We start from the raw sequence: 14,527 nt of genomic DNA on the forward strand, positions 1-14,527 counted from the left end.
CGTCCGCTCCCTTCTCTCTCTTCAATTCCTCAGGCTTCCGGGGGACTGAACAACCTCACGGAGGCTGGGGACACCGCTGTAGATTACCTTGTCATTGCAGATGATTTCGCACCATTCCGGGCTCATCCGCACATCAATGATATGCCCCCGGAAAGCGAAACCGGAAAGAGAGACCTTTCCTTCAGCGGGCGGGCGGGGATGAATCCATAAGCTGCCGTCCAGGCGGGGATCGAGACCGGCCAGGCCAAACAGTATTGCTTCCGCGCCGGCCAAGCCTGCGACCACATTCGCCCGCTTATGCACGGGTACAGCCGGGCGGTCACAGTAATGCTCCTGCGGATAATACGGCAGATGCTGCCCCATCCAGAAGTGGCGCTTCAGTGTATCCCAGGCCAGCTCATCGCGTCCGGATTCCCACAATGTCAGCGCCAGCATCGGCCCATCCCCGGTATACGCCCCGCCTCCCGACCAGTCCGGATCATTCTGCTCATAATGCAGCTCATCTTCGGCCGAGATACTGCTTACGCCGTATTTGCCGAGAAATGCCCCATCCCTAACCTGTGCGAACATTCCCTGCTTCATCTCCTCGGTGCAGGCACCGAAGCGCAGCGCGTCATAATATTGAATCGAATAGATCCATTCCGCATGGCCTTCGGGATAAATGGCCTTGAACCAGGCCTTGTCCTCATCCCACAGATGGGTGCGGATCGACTGGCGGATACGCTCCGCCTTGTCCCGCCATTCCTGTGCGGGCTGATCCGCCGCCAGATCCAGATGCTGCGCCAGATCGGCTAAGCGGTCATAACTCCAGGCCCGCTCGGCATTCGGACTGGCTACGATATGTTCATAGCCTGCACCCCGCATTTCCAGCAGGTTCGGCTGAAGGCCGTAATCCAGCAGCTCATTCCACTCCGGCAACCGGCTATCGTCATATAAGGCCAGTGTCCGCATGGTCGGGAACAGTTCTGCCCCTTCTCCGTGCAGTACAAAGATAGACCAGGCAAAGTTCAGAAAGGACCATAAGCTATACGAGTAGGGCACATGGGCCCCTTGTCCGCTGGGAGCAAACCGGGAGTGCCGTTCAATACCGCTGGCCGCCATTAGTCCCGCGAGCCCTGCTGCTTTGTCCTTCCCCAGCATCAGCGCCAGCGTTCTTGCACCGTATCCCCCCGCATCCCATGGATAACAGCAGATTCCTGCACCTTCCAGGCCGGAGACGGCGGGAAAAGGCTGAATGGCGAATTCCGGGTTCTCCCACAGACAGACCATCCCGCTGATCAATGAGCGGCGGTAATAGTCTTCCAGACCCGGAATATCCGATTGCAGCACCGGCAATTCACGGCAGGCTTCCTCAAGCCGGCGTTCCCAGACTACGGTTGTCCGCCCCCCCAGCTCTTTCAGGGTCTGCCCTTCTTCCCAACGGAACTCTTGTCCGGCAGGAGTCAGAACCGCAGCCATCCGGAACACGGCCTCCTCCCCTTCTCCAAGGCTCAGCTCCTGATCCCCTTCCCGAAGCAGGGTAATACGGATCTGTTCGTTCTCCCAGATTCCTTCCTCAATCTGCAGCGCAGGACCGGCAGAGGTCAGCGGTGCTCCATAGTCCCAATCGTCCAGCGGAACCATGGCCGGGCTTCCCGGCACCAGCTCCGGTAGAACAGCAACCGTTACCGTTTTAAGACTGCGGTTCTTGATCCGCTGAGTCAGGAGGAAGCCATGGGTATCCGTCAGAGGCGTCAATTCACTGGACACCGCCAGTGATAACAGGTTTCCGTCCACCAGATGATGGTATGTTCCTTGTCTTTTGATCTGATCGGGCTGCCATACGCCCTTCGCATACAGTACGCCACAGTCCCCCTTGCCTAAGTCTCCGTTATCCCGGACAGGATGTCCGTCCGCTGTTATATGAAGTTTTACGCCCAGATCCTTAGCGGCAAAAGGCGGTGAATAGCAGCCTTGAACGCCGCAGACCGTTCGCGCGGAAGGCGCAACTGTACTATAGCCGCTGCACACCCATAGATGTTCCGGTGGGGCCAGACTTTTCCGTAAATCAAACGCAAATGAACCGAGTGTATAGTTTGTAGTCACCTTCATGTGTTCCCTCCGGAAATTGAATTCTGCACTTCAGCCCTTCACCGAGCCCAGCAGAACCCCTTTGATAAAATGCTTTTGCAAAAAAGGATAAACGCAGAGGATTGGCAGCACCGTTATGATGATCGCCGCGGCCTTCAGCCCCTCCGGCTGGATGTATTGGGAGGAATCCCCGCCTGCAAGCAGGGAATCAATCGGCGTCTGCAGCATCTGGTACAGCTTGACTGTTACAGGCAGCAGCTGCGATTTGCTGATGAAATACAAGGCATTGGAATAGGTGTTCCACAGAGCAACCGCATAGAACAGCGAAATCGCAGCCAAGATAGGCTTGGATAAAGGCAGCGTCAGCTTGAAGAACACCGTCAGATCCGTTGCGCCGTCAATCGTCGCTGATTCTTCCAGCTCGGCCGGCAGGCCTTCAAAAAATGATTTCATCACAAACAGATTGTAAGCACTTACCAGCCCGGGCAGCCAGATCGCCCAGAAGGTATTGATCAGGTGCAGTTGCTTAACCAGCAGGAACAGCGGGATCAGCCCGGTGCCGAACAGCATGCTGAACATCACCATAAACGTAAAAATCTGCCGTCCTTTCAATCTCCGCTTCGAAAGCGTGTATGCGGCCAGCGTGGTTGCAATCATCTGGAGTACAGTACCTACGGCTGTGATGATCACTGTATTCTTGAGGGCGATGAGCAGCTGCCCGTCGATAAACAGCTGTTTATAGGCCTGAACGGTAATTTCCACCGGCCACAATACCACTTCGCCCGAGATGATCGCCCGGCTGCTGCTCAGCGACATCGCCAGAATATTCAGAATCGGAAACACCGTTATGAACGCACACAGGGCCAGAAACAAATACAGCGGCATACTTTTCAGTCGGTTTACCATAATCCGCCTTCTCCCAGCTTTTTCACAATTTTGTTGACCGTCAGCACCAGAATCAGCCCAATCAGCGCCTGAAATAATCCCACAGCCGTTGCCAGACTGTATTGCGCGTTCTGCAGCCCTGTGCGGTACACGAACGTGCTGATGACATCGGATACACTGAAGACAGCGGCATTCTGCAGATTAAAGATATGCTCGAAGCCCACATCCATCATCTTCCCCATCTGCAGAACCAGCAGGACACCAATGGTCCCGCGGATACCCGGCAGCGTAATATGCCAGATCTGGCGCAGCTTGGTGGCTCCGTCGATTTTGGCCGCTTCATATAAGCCGGGGTCAATAGATGAGATGGCGGCCATATAGATAATCGTACCCCAGCCCGCGCTTTGCCAGATGGTGGAGACAATGAACACCACAGGCCACCATAAGGTGCTGGTCATGAAGTAAACCGGATCGATCCCGAACAGGCGCAGGGCCGCGTTCACTACTCCGGTGGAAGGTGACAGCAAAGAGACAATGATCCCCGCCAGAACTACCCATGAGATGAAAAATGGCAAATACAGCATGTTCTGCACAGCCCGCTTGAACCAGTTCACCCGCAGCTCATTCAGCAGCAGGGCCAGCAGGATCGGAGCCGGGAAGGCAAAAACAAGATTGTACAAATTCAGCAGCAGGGTATTGCGCAGCACATTCCAGAAATCAGCGCTTCCAAACAAAGTATGGAAATGCTTAAGCCCCACCCAGGGACTGCCCCAAACCCCGTCCAGCAGACGGAAATCCTTGAAGGCGATCAGCTCGCCGTACAGGGTGACAAATTTGAACAGGAAGAAATAGGACATGGCCGGAATAAGGAATAAGTACAGATAACGGTCCCGGTAGAGATAAAATAACAGGCCCCGCCCCGGCTTTTTCAGGCCTTTGGAGCGTATGGCCGCCGGACCGGAGGGCTGGTGCAGTGTTTTTGGCATATAGCTCTTTCTCACTCCTCTATAAATTTCGGGAGCCTGGAATAGGGTACATTCCGCAGCTCCCTTATATCCAAGAACCGTATGGTTTACTTCAGCTTATCTTTGTTCGCGTCGTACCAGGCCTGAACCTTGGCGGTTACACTGTCTCCGTCCAGGCTGTTCCAGGCTTGGCGCAGCTCTTCGACCGCTTCATCCGGTGTCTGATTGCTCATCGCCATACGGGTGTTGATTTCCTTCCATTTGGTTTCAAACTGGCCGGCGATGGAGGCGTATTCCGCAACTGGCGGGATATATGGCAGATCCTTGCGGAAGGTATAGGTCTCACTGTTCTTAATAATCGTACTTTTGAGGGCAGCCATATCCTGATCATCCTTGCTGTCCCCTGCCCGGGTGACCAAATAATCCGGTGTCTGCTGCTCCTGCTGAACCAGCCGGTATTCCGAAGCATAGCCGACCTCCGTCTTCCATTTGTCAAAATCGGTTGTGACCGGAATGCTGTCCTTCAGCTGATAATGTACGCCTTCAGTTCCATAGGTCAGCGGCTCCCAGCCTGAATCCAGCATCCAGTCGATAAATTCCATCGCGGCCTGCGGATTTTTCATGTTTTTGTTAAAAGCGGTCAGCAGATGGTTAGGGACTTCGACCTCATAGCCATTCGTTCCGTATTTCGTGGACAGAGGCGGAACTGCGGCCAGTGTGGCCTCCGGATTATTTTTCCGCAGCTCGGTAATGGTATTGTCCATGTTCAGGTTACTGAAATAGATGCCGGAGCGACCCGTGGTCCACAGCTGCTTCTGCCGCGAAAATTCCTTATCTGTCGCAAATTCCTTGTCAACGAGACTCTCATGGTAAGCAAGCTGGCGGAAAGCAAGCGCATCTTTATACCGTTCGGTGAAGAAGCTCTGGGTGAGCTTTCCGTCCTCCACGAACCAGGCCGCACTGCGCGCCATATACCAGTCGTCGGTAATCGCCGTATAGGCCGTTGACATCGCCATTGGAATGGTATCAGCCGCACCGTTGCCGTCAGGGTCATTGTCACGGAAGGCTTTGGCGACCTCCACCAGCTCATCCACCGAAGTCGGCATAGCCAGTCCGAGTTTATCCAGCCAGTCCTGCCGGATGAAGATAGCGGTATTGGCACGGGCAGGCCGCATGCTGGCGATGGCATAGATTTTACCGTCATCCAGCGTCAGGTACGGCTTCAGCTCGGGATGCTCCTGCAGATATTTTTTGTAGCTGGTGCTGTACTTGTCGATATACTCATCCAGCGGCTGAATGGCTCCTTCATCGGCCCAGCGGACAATAAAATCGCGGTTGAAGGTAGTCATCATATCTGGCGCCTGATCGGAAGCAATCAGAACATTGAATTTATCCGCCTCCTGATTGCGCGGAATCGGCACCCAATTGACCTTCACTCCGGAATTCTCATTGATATACTTTGTCCAGCGGTTCTCTTCATAAGAACCTTCTCCCGTTGCCACCTGCCCCCTGTCATAAATGGAGCCGGATATTTCCTTGGGCAGCGATGCATAGGGATCTGCGCTTGGCGCCTGTGAGGCAGCGGCTGGGGATGGCCCTGCGGACGTGCCGGCGTTTCCATTACCGTTACCGCATGCGGACAACGCCGCCGTTCCTAGCAGCAGCACCGCGAGAAGCGCGGGGGTGAGCTTTCTGTTTCTGTACATTCTTTTGACCTCCAATGGACTTGTGATGTTGGGCAGATCATGTTTGCTTAGACGGTGAAGCCTGGCGCCTGGCCTCCACCTAACTATAGCGGGCTATCCGGCAGACTGAATAGTTGCAGAACCTACAATGAACTCTCATCTCCCGCTATGCGGCGGATATTTGTAGATAACGCTACATCATAATGGAAAGTGACACCCGCTTACCGCTGCATTATGTCATATAATGAAGTGAACATCCGCCGGTTAAGGAGCGATAGCAAGTGAAGAGAAGAATTTCAGCCAAAGTACAGCTCATGTATACCGCATTATTCATCCTGATTATCCTGATGACAGTGGCGATCAGCTATATTAGCTCTATCCGCCAGTTAGAAAGGCAGGTGATTGGTTCGAATCAGAATGTGCTGAGCCAGATCAGCAAACGGGTAGACAGCACACTTCAGGAAATCGATTTGACCACCATCAATCTGCTGCGGAGTAATGATACCCGGTCTTTTTTTGAGGACTCCGGTCCGGATTCCGCACAGCATTTGCTGGGCCTCTCTATGCTCCAGGATCAGCTGGGCAACAATCTCGCAGCCAATTTTAATATGAAGGCGATCTATCTGTATTCGGAGAAAAGCGGCAAGCTCCTCTCTGCTTCCGACTATTACCCGCTGGAATCAGCGCCTTCCATGGGCTGGATCAAGTCCTTCACCGACAGCGGCAAGACCGGCAAATGGAATGCCTCTCCTCCGGCAGCAGAGAGCAGCGATTTCCTGCTTGTCCGCAATTACCCTTTTACCGCCGGACCCAAAGACAGAAGCGGTGTAATGGTCACGCGAATTAATGAAAAGAGTATCTCGAAGATGTTCGGCGATCTGCAATTCAGCGACAGCTACAATGTATTTCTGGTCGACCGGAACGGGAACGTGCTGTCCCATAAGGACCCCAAGCTGATTCATCAGAGCATTCTGGACAACAGCTACGCTTCCCGGGTACTTGCACGCGAAGGGCGGGGGTACGTGGTAGAGAAAACGGCCACCGGGAAAAATCTCGTATTCTACGATAACTCTGCTTATACCGGCTGGAAGCTGATTTACATCGTATCCCAGCAGCAGCTCAGTACGCTTTCGCTTACAGTGCGCTATATTCTGATCGCCATGGCCGTGCTGATGGTTGTCATCGCGGTTTCCGCAAGCCGCTTTGTCAATCACCGCTGGTTTGCTCCCATGGAGTTTTTCATTGCAAGGCTGGAAGAGATTACAGTGCGCACCCCTTCTGGTTTTCAGAGCGCAACATCCTCACAGGCTCTCTCCTATAATGATCTGCATAACAGAATAGAGCAGGTATTCACCGGATATTCCAATGCAGAAAAGAAGCTCCACGAGAGCATTCCGGCGCTGAAGCTGCAGATTATGTTCGATATTCTGACCGGCAACCGGACGAAATTCGCCTCCGCTGAGCCTATGCTTAATCATGTGGGCATTGAATTGTATCCGCAGCATTATATCGTCCTCACCATTGAATTCGATAATAAGGCTATGCTGGAGAAGGTTGGAGACATGAATCTGTACCTGTACGCTCTATGTAATGTAGCTGAAGAGATGATCCGCTCCCGGCAGGACAAGGTCAAAGGGGCTGCGATTCAGATGAACGATGATCAGGCGGTAATGATTCTGAGCTTCAGAGATGCGGGACGTGTGGAAAATACAATGGAAGCCAGATCATTCGGAGAGGATTTCATGGCATATGTTGAGGTGCAGTTCAGACGGACGATTTCCGTCAGCATGGGTGAGTATTATGACCATTTTCAAGATATCCGCAAGTCTTATCTGGAGTCGGCAGGGCTGATTTCCTGTAAAATTCTCATGGGTCATAATGCGCTCATCACCTCAAACGATGTTGGCGCATGGGACAGCGGCAGGCTGCTTGAGGTCTTTGAGTCCGTTGATGCTGTGCAGGAAACGGTCAAGCAGGTGAACGCGGAGAAAACCGGAATCGTGCTGGAGGAGCTGTTCAAACGGGCAGCGCGATGCAATCTGTCCAAAGAGATGATGGTCCAGCTCTGCCTGCAGGTCATTCTAAAAGCGCTGCGGACCGCAGCTGACTCCAGCCTGAATGAACAATTTCAGACGGAGCATGAAGCGGTGTTCATCCGTCTTCAGCAATGTGAGACATTGTACGAGATGCGGATGGTTCTAAGCTCGCTGATGACCGAACTGATTCAGTCTCTGCAGGAGAAACGGAGCAGTAAGAAAAAAAGCAGCGAGTTAATTGAAAGCGTTCTCTCTTATATCACAGAGCACTACGCCCAGAGCGACATTTCCGTTAATTATTTGGCGGACCGGTTCAGCATCAGCCCCAATTATTTAAGCAAGCTGTTCAAGGAATATACCTTCAGCAATTTTGTCGACTATCTGATTGAAGTACGCATGAAGGCCGCCCACCGGCTGCTGCTGGAAACCCCCATGAAGCTGAATGATATTGCCGAGCAGGTCGGCTACACCAACTTCTCCAGCTTTCTGCGCAATTTCAAGAAATACTATGGCATGACGCCGACGGAATACCGGCAGCTGCATTTGAATTCCTGAGTGAAACCTCTTTGAAAAGCGCAGAAAGCCGCCTATCCGGCGGCTTTCTGTGCGTATATGTTCTTGTCCGACAATGCTGTTATCTATATACGGCTCAAAGCCGCTCCAGAAAAGGAACAGCCAGTCCTGCAATCCGCTGAAAGCCAGCCTCGTTCGGGTGAAGACCGTCAAGGGTGAAATAATCCAGGGTTAACCGGGTAATCCCGCTTTCAGCATACAGATCAAGGACGGGTAAGGCATAATAGACTCCAAGCCCGCGGACTGCTTCAGCGTATTCCGCCAGGCGGACGCCTGCGCCGTTCCGGACGGTGGTGTCCCACCCGTCCTTATCCCGCTGAAGCGGAGTCCATAGATTCAGACGGGTATCCGGCCTGCGGGTTAACAGGTCCTCAATCAATGTGGCGTAGGCACCGCGAAAGGTATGAATGTCCCGCCCTTCAATGCTCCCCAGCGGCTTATCGAGCCTGAAATCATTGGTTCCCGCAAAAACTGTAACACAGTCAGGAATATCCTGTAAGGCTCGACCCGCATGCACAGTCGCCCCGTAGTCGCGGTCTCCGCCTGCTGCCATAGAACAACCGCTGACCGCGAGATTGACCATTGTTGCGAAACAAACTTCAGCACACACCAGCGGCTGATAGCCACCCTCCGCGCTGATGCTGTCGCCAAGCGTGGCCCAGCTTTTGCCCGCCCATCTGCCGGATTTATTCAAATAAAGTCTCCTTTCCCGTTAGTGTCTCTTGATGCAACCTTTATTCACTTAGCTGCCCATTACGGGTTACGCACAAATTTGACCGCATCGGCAGCAACATATCCGCTTGTTCCGCTATTGCGGATCGTCACACTGCCGGAGGTGCCGGCAGTGAAGGTGTACGTTCCGATTAAGTTCCATACCCCGCCGTTTGAAGTCTGGTCTATGGTGAGTGTTGCCGTCCCGCCGGCATGAATGACTTCAATTGGGATCGCAGTGGAGCGGTTAAAATGCTCCGGCCACATCATATAGACGCTATAAGTGGCGGTGACGGGCAACTCGGGTGTATACGCAATACTTTTGCTGCCTTTACCGCTGTTGTCATCATGTACATAGTTGATTCCGTACCGGTCTGTCTGAACCGCAGAGGTCTTCCAGCTTCCCGTCTTTAGCACACCTGTGGTGTCGTTATTGTCCACAATAACCTCTTCTCCAGGGAGGGTTGGCGGCGTACCGCTGCCCGGTACAAAGGAGGCCTTGAATGTCTTGCCTTTGGCTGCGTTGACATTGACTGTTAATTTGATGGTCGGGCTGAGCTGCGTCACGGTAATTCCGGGGTCCGCAGTATATCCGTTTGCCGAACGCTCCAGTTCAACCTCAATAACACCGGTATTTAACTGTGTCGGATCGCTGACCGATAGTTCCAAAGTGCCCTCTTCAGCTTCTCTGGTCATGACCGACGCTTTCTTGTTCACTGTGATCAGATCCACGGAGCTGGCCCCATCTTCCCAGAAATTCGCCCCAATAATGCCCAGCTTCGTTTCTTTTACCGCTTGAACTGAGGAGGAGTTTGACAGCACTTCAATATCAGGCGCAGCGGCATAAGCAGCCACTTGAGCAGCCGTCATGCCCGGCAGCAGGACATATTGATATTCCCCTCCACCCGGATTCGCACCATGATTCAGCCATAAGGTCATATAATTGCGGGTTATCGGCGTGGACGGGGTTACCGGACGTGGGTTGATCTGCTTCCAGTTCCCTGTTCTGGCCTCTCTTTTGGCGGCAAGCGATACATTCTGTGGAAAATAATATCCGGTATCGGCACCAGTTGTGCTGCCGGACAGGTGAGCCCAGTCTACCTGGTCTAGGGAATCCGACCACCCCAAAGCTGAAGGCTGTACTTCGCCATTCACAGTGAGTGTATTACTGCCCGCTGTGTTCAGCTTCCGGTTCTCCACGATAGTTTCAACGGCAATATTGTCCGTGCTGGTGATGCCTGCACCCAGGGAGACGATTTCGTCGTCAAACATGAACCAGGATTTCCGCGCGCCAAACGTATGATCCGCATACTGCAAATCCATACCTGAGCTGCCGTATAAGTTCTGAATGTCGGAGCCGCCGGTCCACGTATTTGCACTGGTATGGCTGCTTGACGGGGTCTGGGACAACACGGTTGTTCCCGGCAGGCGGTAATTATCGACGGTTGGCCAGAAATCATCGCTGTATTGTCCGAGATCACTGTTATACAAGCTGGTCATCCCGGCTGAGGTGTACCAGGCTTTGGCGTTCTCGCTGTTGATCGCTTCAAAGCTGCTGATGCGCTTCGAATACATAGCAAGTCCGATGCTATAATCAGGCCGGTGCTGGACTGCCCGGTCCATCGCCGAGAACTGCTTATAGACCTTAAGCTCTTCCGCCGGCTCAATCAACGGGTCCGCGCTTATGCTCTTGGCCAGTACGATGGATGGGATCGGTGCACTGGAATAGAAGGACTTGAAGGTATCCGACATTATCCAGCCCTTAAGCATCTGCTTGAAGTCAGCCGCTTGCGCGGGCGGCGCGATCTCGGACAACAGCAGGATACCTTGCATTGCTGTATGTCCCGCGTCATGATCCTGACTGTAGTTTCTGGAGATTTCCCTGCCGCGAACCATATCCATCATGGCGCCTTTGTACATCAGCGGCTGATAGGTGTTGTATACCCAATCCCAGACATTAGACTGGTTGGGATCGGTGACCTGCCATGTTGAACCGTGGAGCATCCCCATCAGATCGCTTACAGCCAGCAGCAGACTGAGTCCATACCCTCCGGTATAGGGAATATTGCCATGCTGAATGAATGAACCATCTCGATAGAAGCCGTCTCCGCTAACCGTGTAATTAAAAATCGAGGATAGCCCGTCACGCGCAGCGTCAATCTTGGCACCATCTTTGACGAGGATTCCCCGAACGCCTACGACGATCGCTTTCCACGAGCGGTTGGCTCCTGTTAAGGTGACGGTTGGCGAGAAACGTTCCACGGCTTTCATATAATTCGTAATTTGAGCCGGACTTAGGGAGTCATACATCAGCACTGCTGTATCGTTCAGCTGCATCGGTATGCCGATCTGCCAATCCCACCAATTGCTGGTTCCGCTGGCGGTCGTCGTTACCGCCTCATGGTATCTGGTTGCATACATATAATCGAGTGCAGCAACGATGTCGGTCTCAAGCTGACTATCCTGGTACAACGCCGAACCAGTGGTGGCATAAGCGAGTGCCATGGTGTACAGACGTTCATAGGTCACCCTGATGTGAATCGAATTCCCAATACCAGGGTTATCGCTCCATAGATAGGTACGGCTGGGCGAAGTATTCATTGTCTGCCAATAGCCGTTCGCTTCGGTAGTCAGCCTGGTAATTGCAGCGGCTATATCAGTATCCGCAGTATTCAGGGAGGCTCCTCCGGTTAGCATAACCTTGCGGTGCTCCCTCATTCCGTCGAATTCATCCGCTGCGCGGGCACGCTCCATACCCGTTATTCCTCCAAAGCTGCCGACAGACAGGAGCAGAATTAACATAATCATGCAGCTTTTCATTAGCATTCTTCTCATCCATAATCCTCCTTTTTTCATTCATTGCTTCGTTTGCTTCGTTTTCGTAATCCAAACACTTCTTTTTCCAGCCATAATCCTTTCGTTCCCAACTGTAATCTCGCCTATGATGAAGCGCTTACATTTAATAGTATGATATGGAATGGCCGCTAAAGAAACTACGTGAATTCGAGAAAAGGTATGAAATTTCGAGCGATCTCGGAAGGATACCTTTCATTTTCCCATTTAGCCCGCTTCGGGCGGAATGAAGAGCATCCCTCTAAATCCGCCGGAAGTGGGCAGGATGAGCAAATGAAAGGGATATATGCCATCTCTTCGAATCCGAATACAAGCCAAATCTGACCCATACGGACACCACAGCCCTTAACCACTCCTAAAAGGCCCTTTTGACGGGTTTGCGGATAAAGGCGCTGGTGCCCCTGATTTCCCCCTCTCATTCTTCAAGAAGAAAGCCGCAACTCTGGCGGCCAATACATTTCATAGATTCGCTAGGTCCCAAGCTCAACGTGAAACGAGGCTCCCCCGGCACCATCCGGGTCAAACCACAGTCTCACCTTCCCGGGTTCAATGTGTTCTACCGTTATCCGGTCTGGCTTGTTCTTCACTCGGGTAACAGGGTGATTGAATTCAATCCCGATTTCGATCAGACTGCGCTGCCTTTGTGTCGGATCGGCTATAGCCAGGCTCCAGCCTGCCGGATTCCTTTGCAGCACAATGGAGGCTTGGCTGCTGCAAGCAATCCCCCCGCTTGTATACCAGCCTGCCTTCCAGAAATGCGCTGCTGTAATTCCCAGTTCAGAATCTTCAACCGCATGCACCTGAGCATTCAATTCCAGGATTCTCACCCTTGGTTCCTCAGCGAAACAAGCAGTCTCTTGCTCACTGTAGCCAGGCAGAAGCACATATGCATAGGTATCCCCCGCCGGGGCTTCTCCATGACCGAACCACAACATCTGATAGAACCGTTCCATCTTCTCAGGTGAACCGGCATCGTTGATTTCCTTCCAGCTCCCCTGGCGCTGTTCACGCAAGGCATGTACACGGCATTGTTCAGGAAAAAAGAAGCCAACATCCGCTCCCCTGTCACTGCCCGCCATATGAATCCATTTGGGGTGAAGGGTCTCTGTCACGGCATATCCAGGCTTCCGGCAGATTCTTCTTCCGTCTGCGGTAATCGCATGGTCTCCCAACGATTTCAATTTCCGGTTATCGATGATCGTATCCACTTTAGCGGAATTACGGCTCTTAATATCCGAACCTAAGGCAACGATGCGGGTTCCGAGCAAAAACCAGCTTTTGAGCGCTGTCAGTCCATCGGCCTCGTTAACCACATCCTCCAATTCCATGGCAATGGCGCCGTACTGGTTGTGAAGTACGGCCCCGCCGACAAAAGACTTGGTGCTTAAACGGCCTTGCCCGGCCCCATCCTCCTGACGCTTGTTTGTTACTGTAGTTCCGGGCAGGCGGCAGGGATCAACCGTCGGCCAGTAGGCATCGGCATATTGTCCCAAATCGCTATTATACAGATGACCCATGCCATACGAAGTATACCAGCCCTTTAGATTTTCCCCATTAATAGATTCATAGCTATAGATCCGGCTGGAGAACATACTAATGGAGTAGGCAAAACCCGAACCCTGCAGCACCGCCAGGTCCATATGCGCAAACAGCTTGCAGAAGGACTCTTCCCGGGCAGGCTGCACGAATTCATTGTCCAGCAGAGCTTTGGCTTGAGCCGCAGTATCGGGCGGTGCACCGGCTGTATAGGATTTATACGTGTCAGCCACAATCCACCCTTTCGCTCTGGAGAGCAGACGTACCTGCTCCGCTTCATCCAGTATGCGCGAGAAGCGTAAGCAGGAGGTGATCACCGAATGCCCGCTCTCATGATTCTGCGAATCCGCCCGCGAGATTTCCCTGCCGCTGGTCATATCCAGCAGGGACCCCTTGAACATAAGGGGCACAAAGGAATCTTCAATCCACTTGGCTGTCAAATCGCGGGCTTCACCCGGCAATTCCCAAGGAGTATCATGCAGCCACACCATCAGGCGGACCACATCCTGCAGCAGTGAGACCCCATATCCGCCGGTGTACGCGTATTTATCATGCTGAACAAAGGATCCGTCCTCATAGAAGCCGTCCCCTTCGCTAACATTCTTGAATACCGGAAGCAGCGCACTAAGGGCGGCGGACAGCTTCTGCCCGTCGCCCTGAATAACGGCAGCAAGAGCAACTGCCGTAGACTTCCAGACCAGATTCGCTCCGGTGGACGGCGGAGCCTTAGCCACGAACCACTGTGCATGAAACGCCGGATCACCGACATATTTGTCTATGGGGAGGAGTAGACGCTCTACAAGTTCTGTATCCGGCAGCTCCTCCATGAGCAGCAGGGTTTCCAGCAGAGCTATCGGCACGCCAATCTCCCAATACCACCAGTTTCCATAGGGACGGGAGCTTTCGTTGTATCTCTGTGCATATAGCCATTTCAATCCATAAATCACCTGCTGCCTTAATGCAGAGTCCATATAGTAGGGACATTTGGATGATCTCAGAGCAATCGCCATCCCTCTTAAACGGCCAATGATCACAAATACATCCGAAGCGTTCTCAGCATAAGGAACATCAGCCCATAGCAACTCCTGGTGATCGAGCATCGTATCCTGATCATGCCTGACACTTTGCAGCGATTCATGACTAAGCGTATCTCCCGAGATATATTGCAGCCATTTGTTTTTTAAGTTCTGCATGGGAATTCTCTCCTTCAGCC

At 52.8% G+C, this 14,527-nt stretch carries 8 protein-coding genes; 1 reads left to right on the plus strand and 7 read right to left on the minus strand.

What is annotated here, in order from left to right; translation table 11 throughout:
- Positions 1-21: 21 nt before the first annotated feature.
- From NSQ73_RS15140 to NSQ73_RS15155, 4 genes are all read right to left on the minus strand, one after another.
- Positions 22-2,091 carry an MGH1-like glycoside hydrolase domain-containing protein gene (locus tag NSQ73_RS15140; RefSeq protein ID WP_340987092.1) on the minus strand — a complete coding sequence of 690 codons (2,070 nt, stop codon included), beginning with the start codon at positions 2,089-2,091 and terminating at the stop codon, positions 22-24.
- 30 nt (positions 2,092-2,121) lie between these two features.
- Entirely contained in the window at positions 2,122-2,976 is an 855-nt protein-coding gene (locus tag NSQ73_RS15145; RefSeq protein ID WP_039292182.1) for a carbohydrate ABC transporter permease, read from the minus strand.
- Positions 2,970-3,941 (minus strand): ABC transporter permease, encoded by a 972-nt coding sequence (locus NSQ73_RS15150; protein ID WP_340987093.1) that lies wholly within the window; start codon positions 3,939-3,941, stop codon positions 2,970-2,972. Before NSQ73_RS15150 ends, NSQ73_RS15145 begins: the two co-directional genes overlap by 7 nt.
- Before the next feature lie 86 nt (positions 3,942-4,027).
- On the minus strand, positions 4,028-5,626 hold the full coding sequence (locus NSQ73_RS15155) for an extracellular solute-binding protein (protein WP_340987094.1): 1,599 nt from the start codon (positions 5,624-5,626) through the stop codon (positions 4,028-4,030).
- Positions 5,627-5,886: 260 nt separating this feature from the next.
- Between NSQ73_RS15155 and NSQ73_RS15160 the strand changes: the two genes are divergently transcribed.
- Positions 5,887-8,196, plus strand: coding sequence for a helix-turn-helix domain-containing protein (locus NSQ73_RS15160; RefSeq protein WP_340987095.1), 2,310 nt, complete (start codon positions 5,887-5,889; stop codon positions 8,194-8,196).
- Positions 8,197-8,290: 94 nt separating this feature from the next.
- On the opposite strand, the gene NSQ73_RS15165 is transcribed toward NSQ73_RS15160, so the two are convergent.
- From NSQ73_RS15165 to NSQ73_RS15175, 3 genes are all read right to left on the minus strand, one after another.
- Positions 8,291-8,908, minus strand: a complete 618-nt coding sequence (locus NSQ73_RS15165; RefSeq protein WP_340987096.1) for an SGNH/GDSL hydrolase family protein — start codon at positions 8,906-8,908, stop codon at positions 8,291-8,293.
- Positions 8,909-8,967: 59 nt separating this feature from the next.
- Positions 8,968-11,760: a polysaccharide lyase family 8 super-sandwich domain-containing protein gene (locus NSQ73_RS15170; RefSeq protein ID WP_340987097.1), complete on the minus strand. Its 2,793-nt coding sequence runs from the start codon at positions 11,758-11,760 to the stop codon at positions 8,968-8,970.
- A 488-nt stretch (positions 11,761-12,248) separates the two neighbouring features.
- On the minus strand, positions 12,249-14,507 hold the full coding sequence (locus tag NSQ73_RS15175) for a polysaccharide lyase 8 family protein (RefSeq protein ID WP_340987098.1): 2,259 nt from the start codon (positions 14,505-14,507) through the stop codon (positions 12,249-12,251).
- Between the last annotated feature and the right edge of the window lie 20 nt (positions 14,508-14,527).

The sequence above is a fragment of the Paenibacillus sp. FSL R10-2736 genome (genome assembly GCF_038000245.1).
Classification (GTDB): Bacteria; Bacillota; Bacilli; order Paenibacillales; family Paenibacillaceae; genus Paenibacillus_AQ; species Paenibacillus_AQ phytohabitans.